Origin of the sequence: Pseudomonas sp. RGM 3321 (genome assembly GCF_022836805.1) — a bacterium.
Lineage (GTDB): Bacteria > Pseudomonadota > Gammaproteobacteria > Pseudomonadales > Pseudomonadaceae > Aquipseudomonas.
Genome location: NZ_JALHBH010000121.1, coordinates 546,104 through 563,425, shown reverse-complemented (window position 1 = coordinate 563,425; position 17,322 = coordinate 546,104). Strand labels below are relative to the sequence as shown.

27 protein-coding genes, 1 tRNA gene and 1 pseudogene are annotated in these 17,322 nt (G+C 56.6%); 18 read left to right on the top strand and 11 right to left on the bottom strand.

What is annotated here, in order from left to right:
- Positions 1–14 precede the first annotated feature (14 nt).
- The 11 genes from RGM3321_RS28000 (at position 15) to RGM3321_RS27950 (ending at position 5,502) form a co-directional block, all read left to right on the top strand.
- Positions 15–257 carry a hypothetical protein gene (locus tag RGM3321_RS28000; RefSeq protein ID WP_244395718.1) on the top strand — a complete coding sequence of 81 codons (243 nt, stop codon included), beginning with the start codon at positions 15–17 and terminating at the stop codon, positions 255–257.
- The gene (locus RGM3321_RS27995) at positions 254–505 is read left to right on the top strand and encodes a hypothetical protein (protein ID WP_244395717.1); all 252 of its coding nucleotides are present in this window, start codon (positions 254–256) and stop codon (positions 503–505) included. The genes RGM3321_RS28000 and RGM3321_RS27995 overlap by 4 nt, the downstream gene beginning before the upstream one ends.
- Complete coding sequence (locus tag RGM3321_RS27990; RefSeq protein WP_244395716.1) at positions 502–1,005, top strand: hypothetical protein; 504 nt, start codon at positions 502–504, stop codon at positions 1,003–1,005. The genes RGM3321_RS27995 and RGM3321_RS27990 overlap by 4 nt, the downstream gene beginning before the upstream one ends.
- Complete coding sequence (locus tag RGM3321_RS27985) at positions 1,002–1,199, top strand: hypothetical protein (RefSeq protein WP_244395714.1); 198 nt, start codon at positions 1,002–1,004, stop codon at positions 1,197–1,199. The genes RGM3321_RS27990 and RGM3321_RS27985 overlap by 4 nt, the downstream gene beginning before the upstream one ends.
- Before the next feature lie 55 nt (positions 1,200–1,254).
- On the top strand, positions 1,255–2,379 hold the full coding sequence (locus tag RGM3321_RS27980; protein ID WP_244395713.1) for a hypothetical protein: 1,125 nt from the start codon (positions 1,255–1,257) through the stop codon (positions 2,377–2,379).
- A gap of 7 nt (positions 2,380–2,386) precedes the next feature.
- Entirely contained in the window at positions 2,387–2,530 is a 144-nt protein-coding gene (locus tag RGM3321_RS27975; protein ID WP_244395712.1) for a hypothetical protein, read from the top strand.
- A gap of 10 nt (positions 2,531–2,540) precedes the next feature.
- Positions 2,541–3,407, top strand: coding sequence for an ATP-binding protein (locus tag RGM3321_RS27970; RefSeq protein WP_244395711.1), 867 nt, complete (start codon positions 2,541–2,543; stop codon positions 3,405–3,407).
- Positions 3,404–4,075: a 3'-5' exonuclease gene (locus RGM3321_RS27965; protein WP_244395710.1), complete on the top strand. Its 672-nt coding sequence runs from the start codon at positions 3,404–3,406 to the stop codon at positions 4,073–4,075. The genes RGM3321_RS27970 and RGM3321_RS27965 overlap by 4 nt, the downstream gene beginning before the upstream one ends.
- 11 nt (positions 4,076–4,086) lie before the next feature.
- Entirely contained in the window at positions 4,087–4,449 is a 363-nt protein-coding gene (locus RGM3321_RS27960; protein ID WP_244395709.1) for a hypothetical protein, read from the top strand.
- An 81-nt stretch (positions 4,450–4,530) separates the two neighbouring features.
- Positions 4,531–4,842: a hypothetical protein gene (locus RGM3321_RS27955; protein WP_244395708.1), complete on the top strand. Its 312-nt coding sequence runs from the start codon at positions 4,531–4,533 to the stop codon at positions 4,840–4,842.
- A 57-nt stretch (positions 4,843–4,899) separates the two neighbouring features.
- On the top strand, positions 4,900–5,502 hold the full coding sequence (locus tag RGM3321_RS27950; RefSeq protein ID WP_244395707.1) for a hypothetical protein: 603 nt from the start codon (positions 4,900–4,902) through the stop codon (positions 5,500–5,502).
- Positions 5,503–5,578: 76 nt separating this feature from the next.
- On the opposite strand, the gene RGM3321_RS27945 is transcribed toward RGM3321_RS27950, so the two are convergent.
- Entirely contained in the window at positions 5,579–6,073 is a 495-nt protein-coding gene (locus RGM3321_RS27945) for a hypothetical protein (protein ID WP_244395706.1), read from the bottom strand.
- 79 nt (positions 6,074–6,152) lie between these two features.
- On the opposite strand from RGM3321_RS27945, the pseudogene RGM3321_RS27940 reads away from it, so the two are divergent.
- A pseudogene (locus RGM3321_RS27940) lies at positions 6,153–7,009 on the top strand (phosphoadenosine phosphosulfate reductase family protein).
- On the opposite strand, the gene RGM3321_RS27935 reads toward RGM3321_RS27940, so the two are convergent.
- The gene (locus tag RGM3321_RS27935) at positions 7,010–7,663 is read right to left on the bottom strand and encodes a hypothetical protein (protein ID WP_244395705.1); all 654 of its coding nucleotides are present in this window, start codon (positions 7,661–7,663) and stop codon (positions 7,010–7,012) included.
- Between the two features lie 32 nt (positions 7,664–7,695).
- Between RGM3321_RS27935 and RGM3321_RS27930 the strand changes: the two genes are divergently transcribed.
- Positions 7,696–7,962 (top strand): DNA cytosine methyltransferase, encoded by a 267-nt coding sequence (locus tag RGM3321_RS27930; RefSeq protein WP_347880989.1) that lies wholly within the window; start codon positions 7,696–7,698, stop codon positions 7,960–7,962.
- A gap of 186 nt (positions 7,963–8,148) precedes the next feature.
- Entirely contained in the window at positions 8,149–8,733 is a 585-nt protein-coding gene (locus RGM3321_RS27925) for a hypothetical protein (RefSeq protein WP_244395703.1), read from the top strand.
- A 303-nt stretch (positions 8,734–9,036) separates the two neighbouring features.
- Here RGM3321_RS27925 and RGM3321_RS27920 read toward each other — a convergent pair whose 3' ends face one another.
- Complete coding sequence (locus tag RGM3321_RS27920) at positions 9,037–9,363, bottom strand: hypothetical protein (protein WP_083493096.1); 327 nt, start codon at positions 9,361–9,363, stop codon at positions 9,037–9,039.
- A gap of 226 nt (positions 9,364–9,589) precedes the next feature.
- Positions 9,590–9,808, bottom strand: coding sequence for a hypothetical protein (locus RGM3321_RS27915; RefSeq protein WP_055007613.1), 219 nt, complete (start codon positions 9,806–9,808; stop codon positions 9,590–9,592).
- 121 nt (positions 9,809–9,929) lie between these two features.
- Between RGM3321_RS27915 and RGM3321_RS27910 the strand changes: the two genes are divergently transcribed.
- The 4 genes from RGM3321_RS27910 to RGM3321_RS27895 are packed head-to-tail and all read left to right on the top strand — an operon-like array spanning position 9,930 to position 12,294.
- Positions 9,930–10,427, top strand: coding sequence for a hypothetical protein (locus RGM3321_RS27910; RefSeq protein ID WP_244395701.1), 498 nt, complete (start codon positions 9,930–9,932; stop codon positions 10,425–10,427).
- A gap of 47 nt (positions 10,428–10,474) precedes the next feature.
- On the top strand, positions 10,475–10,804 hold the full coding sequence (locus RGM3321_RS27905; RefSeq protein WP_244395699.1) for a hypothetical protein: 330 nt from the start codon (positions 10,475–10,477) through the stop codon (positions 10,802–10,804).
- Between the two features lie 39 nt (positions 10,805–10,843).
- The gene (locus RGM3321_RS28540; RefSeq protein WP_244395698.1) at positions 10,844–11,245 is read left to right on the top strand and encodes a hypothetical protein; all 402 of its coding nucleotides are present in this window, start codon (positions 10,844–10,846) and stop codon (positions 11,243–11,245) included.
- Positions 11,131–12,294 (top strand): tyrosine-type recombinase/integrase, encoded by a 1,164-nt coding sequence (locus tag RGM3321_RS27895; RefSeq protein WP_244395789.1) that lies wholly within the window; start codon positions 11,131–11,133, stop codon positions 12,292–12,294. Before RGM3321_RS28540 ends, RGM3321_RS27895 begins: the two co-directional genes overlap by 115 nt.
- Positions 12,295–12,373: 79 nt before the next feature.
- On the opposite strand, the gene RGM3321_RS27890 is transcribed toward RGM3321_RS27895, so the two are convergent.
- From RGM3321_RS27890 to rpmI, 7 genes are all read right to left on the bottom strand, one after another.
- Positions 12,374–12,450, bottom strand: a tRNA-Pro gene (locus RGM3321_RS27890).
- 88 nt (positions 12,451–12,538) lie between these two features.
- Complete coding sequence (locus RGM3321_RS27885; RefSeq protein WP_002553165.1) at positions 12,539–12,895, bottom strand: MerR family transcriptional regulator; 357 nt, start codon at positions 12,893–12,895, stop codon at positions 12,539–12,541.
- A complete protein-coding gene (ihfA, locus tag RGM3321_RS27880) occupies positions 12,876–13,178 on the bottom strand; it encodes an integration host factor subunit alpha (RefSeq protein WP_002553164.1) in 303 nt (100 codons plus the stop codon). The genes RGM3321_RS27885 and ihfA overlap by 20 nt, the downstream gene beginning before the upstream one ends.
- 3 nt (positions 13,179–13,181) lie before the next feature.
- A complete protein-coding gene (gene pheT, locus RGM3321_RS27875) occupies positions 13,182–15,560 on the bottom strand; it encodes a phenylalanine--tRNA ligase subunit beta (protein WP_244395697.1) in 2,379 nt (792 codons plus the stop codon).
- A 28-nt stretch (positions 15,561–15,588) separates the two neighbouring features.
- Positions 15,589–16,605 (bottom strand): phenylalanine--tRNA ligase subunit alpha, encoded by a 1,017-nt coding sequence (pheS, locus tag RGM3321_RS27870; protein ID WP_002553162.1) that lies wholly within the window; start codon positions 16,603–16,605, stop codon positions 15,589–15,591.
- A 104-nt stretch (positions 16,606–16,709) separates the two neighbouring features.
- Positions 16,710–17,066: a 50S ribosomal protein L20 gene (gene rplT / locus RGM3321_RS27865; RefSeq protein ID WP_002553161.1), complete on the bottom strand. Its 357-nt coding sequence runs from the start codon at positions 17,064–17,066 to the stop codon at positions 16,710–16,712.
- A 29-nt stretch (positions 17,067–17,095) separates the two neighbouring features.
- Complete coding sequence (gene rpmI, locus RGM3321_RS27860) at positions 17,096–17,290, bottom strand: 50S ribosomal protein L35 (RefSeq protein ID WP_002553160.1); 195 nt, start codon at positions 17,288–17,290, stop codon at positions 17,096–17,098.
- Positions 17,291–17,322 lie beyond the last annotated feature (32 nt).

Below are 17,322 nucleotides of genomic sequence, written 5' to 3'. Positions count from 1 at the left end.
TCCTGGAGGCAATCATGCTCAACGAACAAGCTGCTGCGTTCTTTGCTGATCGCATCAAAAAGGTGGCCTCCTTGGCGCCGACCGATCTGGTGGCCGCCGAAGCTGAGCTTGGCGTTGCCTCTGGCCTGCTGTCTTACGCGTTGTTTTCTGGCGATATCAGCTTCAACGAGCATGCATTGCTCAGCCGGCACATCAAGCAGGCGCGCAATGACCGGGTAAATCGTCTCTGTGATCCGGAGCTGAGGGTCTGCGCATGAGCAACCTTGAGCGGTATCAGGACAGTTACCAGGGCATGCGCTCGGTTCGTGAGATTGCTGGCGGCTACGACGCCTACGGCAACCTGATTGAGCCGAAGGCGGACTTCTTTCACAACTACGACGAGAAGGTCGACTACTCGGCAAAAATTGAAGCCGAGAAAGCCTACAAAAAGGATTTTGCCCATCGGATAAAAATCGCTATAGGCCAAATGGAAATGATCTGCCCGCCGAAAGGAGCAAGTGCATGACGATTGACTGGAGTAAGGCGCCCGCCGATGCAACCCATTACGATCCGGTTGACCAAAACTTCTTACGTGAAGTTGGCCCGGCGCTGCTGATGTACCGCATCAACGTCGGATGGGTTGTCCCGCATCACTGCCAGTATGCGCACACCGTCGAGGATACCGTGCGACCGCTGATGATCCGGCCTGCATGGAATGGCGAAGGACTGCCCCCTTCTGGTGAGCGTGTAGAACGTTCTTTCAGCCATAGCACATGGAAATTGACGACAATCTGCGGGCACTCCACGGATGGGGGCTACGCGGCTTTTTATGATGGTGACGGACTTATGGGATGGGCGGACAAATGCAAGCTTCGCCCTATCCGCACCGCCGAACAGATCGCGGAGGATGAGCGCTTGGCTGGCATCGCTGAAATACAGCGCATCGTTGAAGCTGGTTTTGCAAGTGGCTCCAGTTCATCCGCATCGCTATGGGATGCTGGCTACCGAAAGCAGGTGTCGCAATGAGCCAGCCCATCGTGAAATCCCTGATCGACGAGCAACTGGAAGAGATCAGCGCCCACAGCCTGCGCGAAGCCTACCGTCTTGCAGAGCTGCGCGGCTACTACGGCCCGCCTGTCGAGCAGTACGCAGAGCCTGGCTATCGCGGCCGTGTCCTGCAAGTGCTCCGCTTCCGCATCCAGCAACAAACCGCGCAGTAACCCATTCCCTATTCAATCGCAGCGCCCCGGCAACGGCATGGCGCAAGGAGCAACCATGTCTGAAGCACAGCAAGTCATCACCATCGACGACATCAGCGCCGACAATGCGCCGACGATCTTTGTAGCGGGCGGCCTTTCCCGCTTTGTTGATGCGGTGAAGGAGGAACTCTGTGGTGAGGTGCCCGACCTTAAAACCAAGAAAGGCCGGGATCGGATCGCCAGTCTTTCCGCCAAGGTCAGCACTCGCAAAGCGTCAGTAGAGAAACCGGGACGTGATTACCTTCGCCACATCAAGACGCTTCCCAAAGTGGTAGAGGACGAGCTTCGTGAGTTCGTTCTGGCCATGAACGCACTGCGTGATGAGGTGCGCAACCCCTTGACTGAGTGGGAAACGGCCGACAAAGCGAGGAAGGCCGCCCATAAAGACGGCATCCAGCGCATCGAGGACATGGCTTTATTCGTAGAGACGCCTACAGCGGCGCACGTCGCACAGGCGATCGCCAGTCTGGAGCTGGTCGCCATCAATGACGACTGGGACGAATTTATCACCGACGCGGCCCAGGCCAAAGACCGCTCATTGGCAACCCTGCGCACGCTGCTGGCCGATCGTACCAAGCACGAAGCAGAGCTGGCAGGCATCGCCCAATTCAACGCAGAGCAAGCGAAGCGCGATCAGGAAGCGCGTGATGCGGAGATTGCCCGCCAAGCCGTTGAGCGTGCCCAGCGTGAGGCTGAGCAGAAAGCTCAGGCTGAACGCGAAGCAGCGGCTAAGCGCGAGCAGGAACTAATCGATCAGGCTGCACAGGCAAAGCGCGACGCAGAGCAGAAGCAGCGGGATTCCGACGCAGCTGCCGAGAATCAGGCCCTTCAGTTGAAGCTGGCCGCCGAACGCGAAGAACGCCAGAAGCTACAGGCCGAGCAGGACCGCATTGCAGCCGAGCAACGTCAGGCCGCAGCGGTTGAGCGTGCCCGGCTTGATGAGATTTCCCGCCAAGAGCAGCAAGCCGCCGAGGCGCGCCGAATTGCTGAGGCCCGAGAGGCAGACAAGGCTCACATCAAATCCGTTTGCCTCGCCGCTCAGCAAGCCATGGTCGGTCTTGGGATTGATGAAGCCTGCGCAAAGGCAGTCATCATCCTGATTCACCAGAAGCGAATTCCAGCCATCTCCATAGCCTATTGAGGCCCTCATGAGTACCGCACGCATGGCCGCCCAGATCGACTGGAATACGGTCGGAAGCTTCTCGCCTGAACGCTTCACTGGCGACGAGCGCAAGGAGTACGAAGCAGAGCAAGCCCGCATTGAGCGGGAATGGGATCAACAACCGAACTGAGGCACACATCATGTTCAAGAAAGCCGAACGCAAGCAGGCCAAGCTACGGCTGGCACTTGCCGGGCCATCAGGTTCAGGGAAAACGTATTCAGCGCTGCTCATGGCCAAGGGTCTGGGCGGGCGAATCGCAGTCATCGACACCGAGCAGGGCAGCGCCTCGCTGTACTCGGACATCGCCGACTTTGATGTGCTGGAGCTGCAACCGCCGTTCTCACCTGAACGTTATGTCGAGGCGATCGCTGCCGCCGAGGCCGCTGGTTACAGCGTCCTGATCATCGACAGCTACTCGCACGAATGGACAGGTCCTGGCGGCTGTCTGGAAGCCAACGAAGCATTGGCGCATCAGAAGTTCAGGGGCAACACCTGGGCAGCCTGGAACGAAACTACGCCACGGCATCGCAAACTGACCAACAAGATACTGACCAGCACTCTCCACGTGATCTGCACGATGCGAAGCAAGACAGAGACGGTGCAGGGAGAAGGGAAAAAAATCCTCAAGCTGGGCATGAAGTCAGAGCAGCGTGACGGGACCGACTACGAATTCACCGTGGTGCTGGACCTTACCCACGACGCCCACACGGCCATCGCCAGCAAAGACCGGACGAAGCTGTTCGACAAGCCCGAACTGATCAACGAAGAGACGGGACGCCGACTGCTTGGCTGGCTCCACTCCGGCGTTAATCCAGAAGAGCGCGCCAAAGAGCTGTTGGTAGACGCCATTGCCGATATTGCCAGTGCGAAAGACATGGTCGCACTGCAGGCGGCGTTCAACGCGGCGAAGGTCATCGCAATAGGCTTCGACGACCTGGTTGCACAAGTCGTCGCCGCAAAAGACAAGAGAAAAAACGAACTCAATCCTCAGGAGCAATCTGCATGACAGCCTACATCTTCGACAGCGAGACAACTGGCCTAAATGAACCTCAACTGGTGGAGGCTGCGTGGCTGAAACTCGAATCCATTGCCGGGCTGGCGGTCCTGAATGATTATCTCGAACGCTTCAAGCCCTCAAAGGCAATTGAACTGGGTGCGCTCGCCACAAGCCACATCCTCGACGAGGAGCTGATCGACTGCCCTTCTCACACCGAGTTTTCGATGCCGGAAGACACTCAGTACCTGGTAGGCCACAACGTCGACTATGACTGGGGCGTCATCGGCCGGCCTGACCTCAAGCGAATCTGCACCGCTGCATTGAGTCGTCGCCTGTGGCCGGAAGCAGATAGCCACTCGCAATCGGCAATGATCTATCTGCACTACCGTGAGCAAGCTGCAGGTCTGCTACGCAACGCACACGCCGCGTTGGACGATGTGAAAAACTGCCGATTGCTTTTGGCAAAGATCGTTGATGCGCTGGCTGAAAAACTGGGACGTCCTGTGCGCGATTGGGAGGAGCTGTGGGAGCTGTCAGAAGACGCCCGCATCCCTACAGTGATCAGCTTCGGCAAACACAAGGGCATGCAAATTTCGAAGCTTCCGAGCGACTACAAGCGCTGGCTTCTGAGCCAAGCAGAGCTTGACCCTTTTGTGCGCAAGGCACTTTCTAGATAGGAGATAACCTCATGATCGCTACCGAACTTAGCTCCATCCAGGCCAACAGCATCAAGTCCTTTGAGCTGTCGCAGGCCGTGAATGAGTTCCAGCGCAGCGGCGGACAAGTTCGCGACCTCGGGTCATTCCGGGTCGCCCCCCGCCCTGCACGCAAGGAGCCACCACCCCGCAAGCCGCGCTACAACGGCGCGGATCACAGGAAATATGTCGAGGAAGAGGAAGATCTGAAGTTGCTTGAGCGTATCAAGGCGATGCGTGATCTGGGCGTCAGCCACTTCCATGCAGAAAAGCAGACCGGCATCAATCGGACCACGATAAGGCGGATCGTCAACAAGTACGGTCTCAATTATCCCAGCAGCAATCGCTCGGCATGAAGCGCATTCAAAGTCGCATCCGCCACGGCAGACGCCAGCAACACATTTACTTGCCGCCAAGCGGCTTGAAGGAGCCAGTAAGTGGCTATGAACCAGTCAGACCGCTCGGCAAAGACAGCGGCGAGGCGAAAGACTCGCGGCGAGGAAGAGCTGCGCATGCATGCGATGGAAGGCACGCGGACTGCACTTGCTGAACTGATGGCCTGGAACGGCATAGAAGAGCAAGGCGAGGCCATGACCTTGATGATCCACCACATCCACGGCCTCGGCCGAGAAGGCTCTGCCCGATTCCTCGCTGCTCCGCGCCACAAATACGTGATACCTGAAAACGTGTCGGCAAAACTGCAAATCGCCTACAACCGCGAAGCCCTCCGCATCTGTCACAACGAATAAACAACCCTACTCGCTGCATCCGGTAACCGGAGGGCGGCGCCTGACTGGAGATGATTCATGGACAAAACCACCAAGATCCTGATCACGGAGATCCCGGGTGAGTGGACCCAGCGCCAACGTAACGGCAGCCTCAACGTATGGAACGGGGCAGATCATCACAGATTTCACCGCACCACTACTGACCTGCCTGAAGTCAGCCTGCGTCCCCCGGAAAACGGCCTTTACGCCGAGCGAATCGATGGCGCCTGGTACTGGGTTTCTGGTTGCGCCAAGTGCAATGGAACCGGCGAGAAGTACAGCTACTCGGTGTGCGACAAGCACAATGTTTGCCGTCTGTGCAGCACCCACCGATCTAAGCTCACGGAAACACCGTGGGGCCATCCTGACGGCTTCACCTGCAAACCTTGCCAGGATGCAGAAGACGCGGTAGCGAAGGCTGAAGCCCTGGCCAAGTTTGCCGCCGCCGAATACGACGATTCGGATTTCGAGGGTCAGGACGAGTGCAAATGCCCTCACTGCGCAACGGTGATCCATATCGAGTCTGAAGACTACAGCGATAAAAACATGGACTGTGACACCTGCGGCGGCGCTTTCAGCCTCCAGCTCGAATACAGCCTCACCTTCACTACGACAGTGATCGGCGAACGCATCACGGCCTAACCCCACCCTCACCTATTGCGCTGAACGCCTCGGCAGGCACAGGTGGAAGTGCCTAAGCACATATTTTCAAACGTGATCATCGCCTTCGTATCTTTCGCACCCACCTTAGCAGGTTTGGTTCAACGCAATTTTGGCGGAGCGCTTTTATAAGTGCTGATTCGAAACTTCTGGACTTTGAAAGAGCACTCCTGACATATTCGTGGACGTCATGCGGGCTTGACTGCTCCATCATTGCGAAAAGCTCGCCTTGCAATAGTAACCAAGCATCATTGACACGTTCAAAGTCACGTTCTGGATATAAAACGCCGAGGTAAGCCAAGTCTCTTGCCAGCTCATAACGAGCTATTGGCCATTGTTCATTTAAAGTATTCTTTTCGTGAGCGGTGAGACCATGAATATAGAACTCCCCATTTTCTTCACTCTGCAAATATCTTGTGATTATATTGGCTTTCACAAGAGCACTGACTGATTTCTCATAAGTCTCTACCCAGAGCTTCTCGTGTTTAGTTTTTAAAACTGCGGTGTAAGCCGCTACGGCGGCGGCTGCAAGCGCAAGAATAGTTGGCCACATTCAGTTCTCTCCCCTCATCGTTATTTTCCACACCAATACCCCACTTCAACGACTCACGCCACCCCGGCGAGGAATCCCCATGTCTCCCTACAAAATGTCCGGGACGACGGTCGTCAGCTTTTCCGGTGGCCGGACCAGCGCCTACATGCTGCGCCAGGTGCTGGACGCCAACGATGATCTGGACGATCTGATCGTCACGTTTGCCAACACCGGCAGGGAACACCCCGCCACCCTCGACTTCGTGAACGAATGCGCGCAGCGCTGGCAAGTTCCATCGTCTGGCTGGAGTACCGCGACAATGATCATGGCTTCGCCATTGTCACCTACGAAACCGCCAGCAGGGACGGCGAGCCGTTCGAAGCGCTGATCCGCAAGCGCAGCTATCTGCCCAACCCGGTCACAAGGTTCTGCACCATTGACCTAAAAATCAGGGTGATCCACAAATATCTGCGGATGGTTGGATGCTCAACAGAGGAAACCCCGGTCGACATGATGACCGGCATCCGAGCTGATGAACCGCGGCGGGTAGCCAAGATACGGCATCGCAAGACCACATCAGAGAGCAAGCACGCAACGATGGTGATGCCGCTGGCAGACGCGGGCGTAGGCGTGCAGCAGATCGGAGAATTCTGGAAGGCGCAGCCGTTTGATCTGGAGCTACCGACCATCAATGGCCGGACTCTGGAGGGCAACTGCGACCTGTGCTTTCTCAAAGGTGCAAAGCAGGTCTACTCGATAATAGCCAGCGACCGGAGTAAGGCCGACTGGTGGGCTCGGATGGAGCGCACCGCCACCCAGAGCAGCGCCGCCACAACAGACGGCGCGCTGTTCCGCTTCGACCGGCCGAGCTATCAGCAGATGCTCGACTACTCAGACACTCAGTTCGACATGTTCGCCGACCACGACGAAGCCATAGCCTGCTTCTGCGGAGACTAGTTATAAGCAGATTAGCTTCAACTTCAGGGCAGACTCGAGATTCCTCACTACATCAGTCAGCTCGGCTCCGAATTCGTCATGCGAAAATAACCTATTTTTGAAGACCTTACGCCTCATGTCCAAATACACTCGGTGATCCACTTGCTCATCTTCGGACTCCCCCGGATCGGAGCACAAAAGCCTTAACCGCACATACTCTTCGTACTCATCTTTCAAAATCTCGAGCCGATTAGCGACTACCAAAACGTGCTCTCCCCAAAGGGCTTTTGCCTCAAACAGCGAAACCGAAATCTCAGCATAAGATGCGTTTAAAGCATCAAGGCGACGTTCGAAGCCGAGCGCGTGCCGCTGAAAACGCTCATCGGCGCTTGGCGCGAATAAGGGATCGCCATCACGGCGGACCTCCGATGAATTTATGGCTGGAGAACGGCAGCGATCAAATAGTTTTTCAAACTTATAAAGTTCGATAAGCATTCGCCTAGCAAGCTTGTGCTCGTCTTGGCCTCGTAATTGCTTTTTCCATGTAGCCAATCCCTTGATGCCTATACAGCCTGCTACAACTACTCCGCCAGCAGTAAATACCGTCCCTACTATCGAAGCGAAATCTTTAGTTAATGACCAGTCAATTTCGCTGAAGACAAAGCAAAAGCTCATTTCGATCCCTTTTCTAATTTCCCCACTGAACTATACGCGGGAGGTGCTTACATGCCCATCAACTATGGAAGCGTGTGCAGCGGCATCGAGGCCGCGACCGCCGCCTCACACCGCGGGAATGTGAGCGCCTGCAGGGCTTACCTGACGATTGCACCCGCATTCCTTCGCGCGGCAGGATCTCGGGTCTATGCCCGGACGGCCCGCGCTACATAGCGATCGGTAACAGCAAGGCCGTGCCAGTCGTGCGCTGGATCGGTATTCGCCTACTGATGCAGCTCAAACCCAGCCCATATGGCTGAATGCATTGCGAACATCGAGAATGATCGAGCCCAGCTTGTACAGCCAAATAGCCAAACTAACCGAGAAGATGAAATTTTTCATACGCTGAGTCTCCGAATTGTGGAGAGAAGGATTTCTCTAACCATTATATGTGGCTTCAAACGTCCCACCCTCCACCGCCCGGGCATGGCCCGAAAGGACTACCCATGATCAACTTCCCCTGGCGACTGCTCGCCAAGCTACTCGCTCGCCCGGCACTCGCTGCCTGGCTCATCACCCGCGCCCAGCGCACCCCTTACCTGCACATCCGGTCAGCTAATGGCCAAGAGGTTTACATGGGCCGCTGGTGGCTTTTCAACCCCTACGACAGGGAGACTCACATCGGGCGAATCCGATGGTGTCCTTGGTCGATCCGGGTACACCACATCATGCGGCCCGACGCCGACCGCGATCTACATGACCATCCCTGGGATGCGCGCACGGTGATCCTGCGGGGCTGGTACAAGGAGCAGCGCTTGCTGGCCGCCGACGATCCCCTTCTGATCGCTGCGCTGATCAAGACTGCTGAGCTGCGCGAAAGCTTCGATGGACCGTTCCAGGCCACTGAGTACATAGACCGCCGACCGGGCGACACGGCCCAGCTCAAGCACGGCGAATACCATCGCATCGACGAAGTGTCGCCCGGCGGCGTCTACACGCTCTTCATCACCAGCCGCTGGAAAGGCGACTGGGGCTTTCTGGTCAACGGCGTAAAGGTCACTTGGCGTGAATACACAGGGGAAACATCATGAGTGATGCATCAGCCGTGCGGAGCGTGAAGATAGCTGGTCCAGGCCTCAAAGGCTCGAATTTGGACACCTACAGCATCATCCCAGCGGGTTCCGCAGACATCTTTTGCAACCACCATCATCATCAGTGTTGCAGTCGTAGCATCGACTTGGAGAAGGAGTTCGTGACATTTGAATCTATATTCTTCGGAATCGCGCATGCGTTTTGCCCAACGACGAGCCTCACCAGGAATTCCGGATTGTCATGCACGCCTGCAGCGTAGACTCCTCAGTTCACAATTAATTCAGTTAGCGGTAGGAATACGGCTACTCAAAGACGCCTGCCTTCCTTGGGCGGCTGCGCCTAACATCTCCGGTGGGCTGCGAGGAGTAAGAGTCCAACCACGATTTGGCCCAGTTCATTCCCCAATCAGAAGCCTGAGTCATTGTCTGGCCCGGGCGAGAGTCAAAGGACTCTTCAAATAGCATTGTTCCATCAGGGCAGTAAATACCGATGAAGAGTCCCACTGAACCAGTGGTCGACGTCCTCACTTGGACGTTGATTGTGCCTCGATCCTGCAAACGGAAGTCGCTGGATCGGGAATGAAGGAACGGGTTTGCCCACGCCCAAAACACCTGACCTCTTATTCTCATCGCATCCCCCCCAGTGTTTAAGCGGGCGATTATGCATCCTTTGGAAACTAATACATATCCCCCAAAAAACTGAAAAACTTACGAGAATCAGCAGTCACAAAGTGAGCTGCCGATGAGGACGCCGCATGCACTGCGTGGAACCCCAAATCACCTGGCGCTGAGCGGTTCCTGCTTGGCATATTCGACTCAGGCGATAGCCCATACATGCGGTGGACGCGGCGTGTGCCTACCGCACCATAAATATCAGCTCTCCCCTGTCAGTAATCGCCATGCCGTACTTGAGGCGGCCCAGGTACTGCTCGTGCATTGAGTAGACCCGGTCGTCGATGATTCTGAAAATGAGGATCCTGCCAGACCAGATGTTGCCGTCCGCACAGCGCAGACCCAGCTTGGCGTTGTAAGGCCCGTAAACCTCGTTCGTGGTTGTGGTGCATTCCATGACCATGCATCTCCTTGATGCTACTCCAGCTCCTGCTGGCTGCTTGGACGATAGCAGTGATCGGTAACACCTGCCTGATATCCCCTTTCCCTTTACAGCCTGCCGCTTCGGCGGGCGAGGTATTTTTATGGCCAGTCCAAAGCACCACCTGCGCGAAGCAATCATAAATGCCCTTCCTGACATTGCCGTGCAACTCCCGCTCGACTGCGAGCTGTTCGTGATCGCTGTTCGCCCAGGCAGTGACGACTTCGACCTGGTCCTGCCTTCTCCGGAAGCGAACCTGGATAACGCTCTTGATGCACTCCGCCGAAACGGCCTGAGTATTGACGGAGACAACGCGTACAAACGCGATCTGCTGGATGCGGCATGCGGCGCGATGGGTTTTGGCTTTCAAGGCACGAATCCGCCACCTCTCGGCCATTGGGGCCAACGCTTCTATGACCTGGGCCGCGCAGAGGCTGAACTTCGCGAAGAGCTGGTTGCAGCACTCAAGCTCAACCGCGAAAACCTGCGGGCATGCCAAGCGACCATCCACCTTTGCGGCGGCGTCGATCCCGCCTACGTCAACGATGCGCAGGCGGCCATGAAAGTGGCTGACGCCGTGCTGAGCAAGACACCTCAATAACCCTTCCCTACAGAGCCTGCCGGTGATCGGCGGGCGGAGATGTGCCCATGAATAAAGATGAACTGGCCTCACTCGGGCCAAAGATTCAGACCGCGATTGAAGCGGGACAACAAGCCGCGGAAGCCTGCCCGGACGATGGAGGAAGCGCGAACCTTGACCGCGTAGTAATTCCAATGCCGGGCATCCGCGAGGCGGCAGTGATCAACAGTGGTCTGCCCGGCTATCTGTCCAAGGCCAGCACCTACCACTCACGCGGTCTTCATTTGGGCGCGCCATTCGAGGGCCAGGGTAACCGGCGATATGCCGGAGTTCAGGCTATGCACAAGTCGCTGCAAGAGCAAGGCGTTGACTGCTACGTCTATTACCAGATCGATTAACCCCTTCCGCCGCCCAGCGCGGCCCCGAGCAGTACCTCTATGGCAAATAAATCTGCCGCCAAGCTCCCGCTCGCGCCGCGCTTTATTCGGGCGGGAGAGGCACCGGCATACCTCAGCATGAACCTTGCCCTTTTCAACACGATCGTCCGGCCTTTCGTGAACGAATTCCCCATCGGCGAGCGCGGCGTCGGTTTTGACCGGCAAGAACTCGATGAATGGGCGTCGTCCTATGTGGCCGCCAAAGCGATTGATAAAAAAGGCGCGCCGGAGCAACAATTGCCCCGCAGCGAGCGCCAGAAAGGAGATACACAATGGCGCGAAAAACGATCACCGGGCTCTCCCAAAGGAAAGGGCTCTGGCATATCGACAAGAAAATCAACGGCGAGCGACTTTACGAATCTACTGGTACAGCTGACCGACAAGAAGCAGAGCGTTACCTGATTCACCGACTTGAGCAGATCCGGCAGCAGAAGGTCTACGGGGTGCGCCAAGTGAGGACCTGGCGTGATGCTGCAATGAAATTTCTGGTGGAGATCAAGGATCAGCCGTCTTTCAAGTTATCAGCGCACCACCTATCTCAGCTTGACCCATTCATTGGCGACATGCCGCTAACCCATATCGATGATCAGGCTCTTGAGCCATTCATCAAGGATCGATTGTCGACCAAGAAGCTCGCGGACGGCAAGGTGAAAAAGGGAGTGAGCAATCGGACTGTGAACATCTCGATTGAACGCGTGGTTCGGGTTTTGTCGTTGTGTGCCAGGAAGTGGCGAGACAGTGAGCGAAGGCCATGGCTGGATAGCGTGCCGATGCTCTCGAAGCTGGAAGAGAAGAAATCAAGCAGAAAGCCCTACCCGATGTCATGGGAAGAGCAGTCGATTCTTTTCGGGGAGTTGCCGGCTCACCTGCAGACAATGGCCTTGTTCAAAGTGAACACTGGCTGTCGCGAGCAGGAGGTCTGCAAATTGAAATGGGAATGGGAGATCGCGGTGCCGGAACTCAACACCAGCGTATTTCTGATCCCGGCCGACTTCGGCGGACGTCATGCGAGATCGGGCGTGAAGAATGGCGACGAGCGCCTAGTCGTGCTCAATAGCGTGGCAAGGTCGATCATCGAGAAGCAGCGCGGCGTGAGCAAGGACTGGGTGTTCCCATTCAACGACACGGCAATGCATCGGATGAACGATTCAGCCTGGAAAAAGGCACGGGTTCGCGCGGCGAAACTCTGGCAGGAGAAAAACCTTCGCCCCGCACACCCAGGCTACCTATCGATCAGGATTCACGATTTGAAGCATACCTTCGGCCGGCGCCTGCGCGCGGCCGGCGTCACCGAGGAAGATAGGAAGGCCTTGCTCGGTCACAAGAACGGCAGCATCACCAGTCATTACTCAGGCGCTGAGCTTGGGCATCTGATTGAAGCTGCGAACATGGTATCAGCTACCGATTCACGCGGACCGGTGCTGACTATTTTGAAGAGGAGGCAGGCATGAAAAAACAACTAGTCACGCAAAAGTCACGCGCATGAAAAAGGCCAATGCTGCGAACATTGGCCTAAGTCATTGAATTATATGGTCGGGACGGAGTGATTCGAACACTCGACCCCTAGCACCCCATGCTAGTGCGCTACCGGACTGCGCTACGCCCCGACTAGGCGTGTATCTGTTTTGCAACCTGAGAAAACGTTGAGAAATATACCCTAAGCATTTGAATTTTGGAAGTATCCTGGTTGCTCAATTACGCTTTGAGCATAACCAGTACGTCTTCCAGCTCGGCAATCATCTGCCGGATCATCTGCTTGTACTGCTGGGTATCGTCCTTCGGTTCCCCGGTGGTAAGACGAAGTCGGGCACCACCAATAGTGAAGCCCTGATCGTAGAGCAAGCCGCGGATCTGACGGATCATCAGCACGTCCTGGCGCTGATAATACCGGCGGTTTCCGCGTCGCTTGACGGGGTTGAGTTGAGGAAACTCCTGCTCCCAATAACGCAAAACGTGCGGTTTTACCGCGCAAAGCTCGCTGACCTCACCGATGGTGAAGTAGCGTTTGCCGGGGATCGGCGGTAGCTCATCGTTATGACTTGGTTCCAGCATATGCCTCAACTCGGGCCTTCAGCTTCTGCCCTGGACGAAAGGTGACCACACGGCGCGCCGTAATCGGAATTTCTTCACCGGTCTTGGGATTTCTCCCAGGCCGCTGGCGCTTGTCTCGAAGGTCGAAGTTGCCAAAACCTGACAACTTCACCTGCTCGTTATCTTCCAGAGCGTGCCTGATTTCTTCAAAAAACAGTTCAACCAGTTCCTTGGCTTCCCGTTTATTCAGACCCAGCTCTTCGTACAGACGTTCGGCCATCTCAGCTTTCGTCAGAGCCCCCATACGCTACTTCCTTAACGTGGCGTTTAACCTCTCCTCAAGCGAGGTGAGGATAGCAAGTGTCGTTGCGTTTACCTCATCGTCATTAAGAGTGCGCGATGGATGCTGCCAGGTCAAGCCGACTGCAAGGCTTTTTCTATGCGGATCAATGCCTTTACCCTGGTAAACATCAAATAACCTGAGGTCTGTGAGCCACTCGCCTGCATTTTCACGAATAACGTCCAGAACCGCACTGGCCGAAACGTCGCGATCAGCCAGCAAGGCCAGGTCGCGGCGCACTTCCGGGAAGCGCGACAGCTCGTGGAATTTCGGCAGACGGCCTGTCGATACTTCAGCCAGAACCAGCTCGAAAACAAATACTGGACGATCCAGGCCCAGGGTTTTCGACAGTTCCGGGTGAATGGCGCCCAGGAAACCGACTTCACGACCATCACGCTCGATGCGAGCTGTCTGGCCAGGGTGCAAGGCGGGATGCTGGCCCGGTGCGAAGGTGAACTCACCCAGCGCACCGGCAAAACCCAGAACCGCTTCAACGTCAGCCTTGACGTCGAAGAAGTCCACCGCATCACGGCCTTGCGCCCAACCTTCCGGCAGACGGCTGCCGCATACCACACCCGCCAGCATCGGCTCTTGCTTCAAAGCGTCAAGCTGACCGACGAAACGCAGGCCACTTTCGAACATGCGTACGCGGTCCTGCTGGCGGTTGAGGTTGTGTTGCAGCGATTTGACCAGACCCGGCCACAACGAGGCGCGCATGGCGGCCATGTCATTGGAAATCGGGTTGGCCAGCAACAGTGGCTTGGCGCCCGGCGAGAACAGTTCGAACCATTTCGGGTCGATGAAGCTGTAGGTAATCGCCTCTTGATAACCGCGCGCAACCAGCAAGCGGCGCAGTTCGGGCAGATCGCCCTTGGCTTCGGCCTTGGCCTGAGGAGCAAGACGGGCTTGCGGGTAACGGACCGGCAGACGGTTGTAGCCGTAAAGACGTGCCAGCTCTTCGATAAGATCGACTTCAAGGCTGATGTCAAAGCGATGACTTGGCACTTCGACACGCCACTGGCCGTCGGCTTCGGCAGCGACAGCAAGGCCCAGACCTGTCAGCAGACGCTCGATTTCGGCGTTTTCAATGACCAGACCGAGCATCTGCTCGACGCGACTGGCGCGCAAAGTAACCGGAGCAATCGATGGCAAGTGCTGTTCGCTGACCACTTCTGTTATCGGACCAGCCTCACCACCGGTGATTTCCAGCAGCAGGCCAGTCGCCCGCTCCATGGCCTCACGGGCCAGCTGCCAGTCAACACCACGCTCGTAACGGTGCGAGGCATCGGTGTGCAGGCCGTAGGAACGCGCCTTGCCAGCCACCGAGATGGTGTCGAAGAAAGCACTTTCCAGGAAGATGTCACGAGTACCGGCAGTTACGCCGCTGTGCTCACCCCCCATGACACCGGCAATTGCCAGAGCACGCTGGTGGTCGGCAATGACCAGAGTGTCGGTACGCAGGCTGACTTCCTGACCGTCGAGCAGAACGAGCTTCTCGCCCTCCTCCGCCATGCGCACACGAATGCCACCGTTGATTTCGGCCAGATCGAAAGCATGCAGAGGCTGACCCAGCTCGAGCATCACGTAGTTGGTGATATCGACAGCGGCATCGATGCTGCGCACGTCGGAACGACGCAGACGCTCGACCATCCACAACGGAGTAGGACGTGACAAGTCAACGTTGCGAATAACGCGGCCCAGGTAACGTGGGCAAGCCGCTGGAGCCAGGACTTCAACCGGGCGCACTTCATCGTGCACGGCAGCGACAGCAGCGATCTGCGGACGCATCACGTCAGCGGCGTACAAAGCGCCGACTTCACGCGCCAGGCCTGCTACTGACAGGCAGTCGCCACGATTCGGGGTCAGGTCGACCTCGATGCTGGCGTCCTCCAGGTTCAGGTAGACGCGAATGTCCTCACCGACCGGCGCATCGGCGGCCAGCTCCATCAGGCCATCATTGCCCTCGCCGGCCTGCAACTCGGCAGCTGAACACAGCATGCCGTTGGACTCGACGCCACGCAGCTTGGCTTTCTTGATCTTGAAATCGCCCGGCAGCTCGGCACCGATCATGGCGAACGGAATTTTCAAACCGGGGCGCACGTTTGGCGCGCCACACACAACCTGAAAGGTTTCGCTGCCATTGCTGACCTGGCACACGCGCAGCTTGTCGGCATCGGGGTGTTGTTCGGTGCTCAGCACCTCGCCCACGACCACTCCACTGAAAACGCCGGCGGCCAGCGTGACGCTGTCAACCTCAAGACCGGCCATCGACAGACGAGCAACCAGCTCGTCGCGGGAAACCTGCGGGCTTACCCAGCCACGCAGCCATTGTTCACTGAATTTCATCCTGCTCTCCTGAAAGGTTCGTTACGACTTAGCGAAATTGCGCGAGGAACCGCAAATCGTTGTCGAAGAACAGGCGCAAATCATTGACGCCGTAACGCAGCATGGCCAGACGCTCTACGCCCATGCCGAACGCGAAGCCCTGAAACTCTTCAGGGTCGATGCCCGACATGCGCAGCACGTTCGGGTGGACCATGCCGCAGCCCATGACTTCAAGCCAGCCAGTCTGCTTGCAGACACGGCAGCCCTTGCCACTGCACATCACGCATTCCATATCCACTTCTGCCGACGGCTCGGTGAACGGGAAATACGAAGGACGAAAGCGCACGGCCAGTTCTTTCTCGAAGAACACCCGCAGGAATTCTTCGATGGTGCCTTTCAGGTCGGCAAAATTGATGTCGCGATCAACCAGCAGACCTTCGATCTGGTGGAACATCGGCGAGTGGGTAATATCGGAGTCGCTGCGGTACACACGGCCTGGGCATACAATGCGGATCGGCGGCTGTTGCGATTCCATGGTGCGGACCTGTACCGGCGAGGTATGGGTGCGCAGCAGCATGTTCGCATTGAAATAGAAGGTGTCATGCATCGACCGGGCCGGGTGATGGCCTGGGATGTTGAGCGCCTCGAAGTTGTGGTAATCGTCTTCCACTTCAGGGCCTTCGGCGATGCCGTAGCCAATGTGCGTGAAGAATTGTTCGATACGTTCCAGAGTACGGGTAATCGGGTGCAGGCCACCGGAGGTCTGGCCGCGGCCCGGCAGGGTCACGTCGATGCATTCGGCGGCGAGTTTGGCAGTCAGTTCTGCCTGCTCGAACGATGCCTTGCGTGCATTGAGAACCTCTGTGACACGCTCCTTGGCAACGTTGATCAGCGCACCGACTTGCGGACGCTCTTCAGCTGGCAGGTTCCCCAGGGTCTTCATCACCTGAGTCAACTCGCCTTTCTTGCCGAGGTAGTGAACCCGGATTTGCTCCAGGGCATTGATATCTTCGGCGCTTTGCACAGCCTCAAGAGCTTGAGAGACCAGCGCGTCCAGGTTTTCCATGTACAGACTCCAGATACAAAATAGGGGAAGAGCTGAAGGCTCTTCCCCTATTTATGACGTTTAACACCGACCCCGGAGAACCGGGGCAAGTGATTGTCGGGGACTTAGGCCAAAGTGGCTTTAGCTTTCTCGACAATCGCAGCAAACGCCGCTTTTTCGTTCACTGCCAGATCAGCCAGAACCTTGCGGTCGATCTCGATGGACGCTTTTTTCAGGCCGGCAATGAAACGGCTGTAGGACAGACCGTTAACACGAGCACCAGCGTTGATACGAGCGATCCACAGAGCGCGGAACTGACGTTTTTTCTGACGACGGTCACGGTAGGCGTATTGGCCTGCCTTGATTACCGCTTGCTTGGCAACACGGAATACGCGTGAACGCGCGCCGTAGTAGCCTTTTGCAAGTTTCAGAATTTTTTTGTGACGCTTACGGGCAATGACGCCACGCTTTACACGAGCCATGAGTTACTTCCTCTATATCTTGATCAAAATTAACGAAGGCGCAGCATGCGCTCGACTTTTGCCACGTCAGACGGATGCAGCAAGCTGCTACCGCGCAGTTGACGCTTACGCTTTGTCGACATTTTGGTCAGGATGTGGCTCTTGAAAGCGTGCTTGTGCTTGATGCCGTTGGCGGTTTTCAAAAACCGCTTAGCTGCACCACTTTTAGTCTTCATCTTTGGCATGTTCGGATACTCCGCATTCAGTTGATAAATAT

Excerpts from the sequence above, each read along its gene's own strand:
- RGM3321_RS28000 (WP_244395718.1), top strand. The coding sequence starts at position 15 with ATGCTCAACGAACAAGCTGCTGCGTTCTTTGCTGATCGCATCAAAAAG.
- RGM3321_RS27995 (WP_244395717.1), top strand. The coding sequence starts at position 254 with ATGAGCAACCTTGAGCGGTATCAGGACAGTTACCAGGGCATGCGCTCG.
- RGM3321_RS27990 (WP_244395716.1), top strand. The coding sequence starts at position 502 with ATGACGATTGACTGGAGTAAGGCGCCCGCCGATGCAACCCATTACGAT.
- RGM3321_RS27985 (WP_244395714.1), top strand. The coding sequence starts at position 1,002 with ATGAGCCAGCCCATCGTGAAATCCCTGATCGACGAGCAACTGGAAGAG.
- RGM3321_RS27980 (WP_244395713.1), top strand. The coding sequence starts at position 1,255 with ATGTCTGAAGCACAGCAAGTCATCACCATCGACGACATCAGCGCCGAC.
- RGM3321_RS27975 (WP_244395712.1), top strand. The coding sequence starts at position 2,387 with ATGAGTACCGCACGCATGGCCGCCCAGATCGACTGGAATACGGTCGGA.
- RGM3321_RS27970 (WP_244395711.1), top strand. The coding sequence starts at position 2,541 with ATGTTCAAGAAAGCCGAACGCAAGCAGGCCAAGCTACGGCTGGCACTT.
- RGM3321_RS27965 (WP_244395710.1), top strand. The coding sequence starts at position 3,404 with ATGACAGCCTACATCTTCGACAGCGAGACAACTGGCCTAAATGAACCT.
- RGM3321_RS27960 (WP_244395709.1), top strand. The coding sequence starts at position 4,087 with ATGATCGCTACCGAACTTAGCTCCATCCAGGCCAACAGCATCAAGTCC.
- RGM3321_RS27950 (WP_244395707.1), top strand. The coding sequence starts at position 4,900 with ATGGACAAAACCACCAAGATCCTGATCACGGAGATCCCGGGTGAGTGG.
- RGM3321_RS27945 (WP_244395706.1), bottom strand. The coding sequence starts at position 6,073 with ATGTGGCCAACTATTCTTGCGCTTGCAGCCGCCGCCGTAGCGGCTTAC.
- RGM3321_RS27935 (WP_244395705.1), bottom strand. The coding sequence starts at position 7,663 with ATGAGCTTTTGCTTTGTCTTCAGCGAAATTGACTGGTCATTAACTAAA.
- RGM3321_RS27925 (WP_244395703.1), top strand. The coding sequence starts at position 8,149 with ATGATCAACTTCCCCTGGCGACTGCTCGCCAAGCTACTCGCTCGCCCG.
- RGM3321_RS27920 (WP_083493096.1), bottom strand. The coding sequence starts at position 9,363 with ATGAGAATAAGAGGTCAGGTGTTTTGGGCGTGGGCAAACCCGTTCCTT.
- RGM3321_RS27915 (WP_055007613.1), bottom strand. The coding sequence starts at position 9,808 with ATGGTCATGGAATGCACCACAACCACGAACGAGGTTTACGGGCCTTAC.
- RGM3321_RS27910 (WP_244395701.1), top strand. The coding sequence starts at position 9,930 with ATGGCCAGTCCAAAGCACCACCTGCGCGAAGCAATCATAAATGCCCTT.
- RGM3321_RS27905 (WP_244395699.1), top strand. The coding sequence starts at position 10,475 with ATGAATAAAGATGAACTGGCCTCACTCGGGCCAAAGATTCAGACCGCG.
- RGM3321_RS28540 (WP_244395698.1), top strand. The coding sequence starts at position 10,844 with ATGGCAAATAAATCTGCCGCCAAGCTCCCGCTCGCGCCGCGCTTTATT.
- RGM3321_RS27885 (WP_002553165.1), bottom strand. The coding sequence starts at position 12,895 with ATGCTGGAACCAAGTCATAACGATGAGCTACCGCCGATCCCCGGCAAA.
- ihfA (WP_002553164.1), bottom strand. The coding sequence starts at position 13,178 with ATGGGGGCTCTGACGAAAGCTGAGATGGCCGAACGTCTGTACGAAGAG.
- pheT (WP_244395697.1), bottom strand. The coding sequence starts at position 15,560 with ATGAAATTCAGTGAACAATGGCTGCGTGGCTGGGTAAGCCCGCAGGTT.
- pheS (WP_002553162.1), bottom strand. The coding sequence starts at position 16,605 with ATGGAAAACCTGGACGCGCTGGTCTCTCAAGCTCTTGAGGCTGTGCAA.
- rplT (WP_002553161.1), bottom strand. The coding sequence starts at position 17,066 with ATGGCTCGTGTAAAGCGTGGCGTCATTGCCCGTAAGCGTCACAAAAAA.
- rpmI (WP_002553160.1), bottom strand. The coding sequence starts at position 17,290 with ATGCCAAAGATGAAGACTAAAAGTGGTGCAGCTAAGCGGTTTTTGAAA.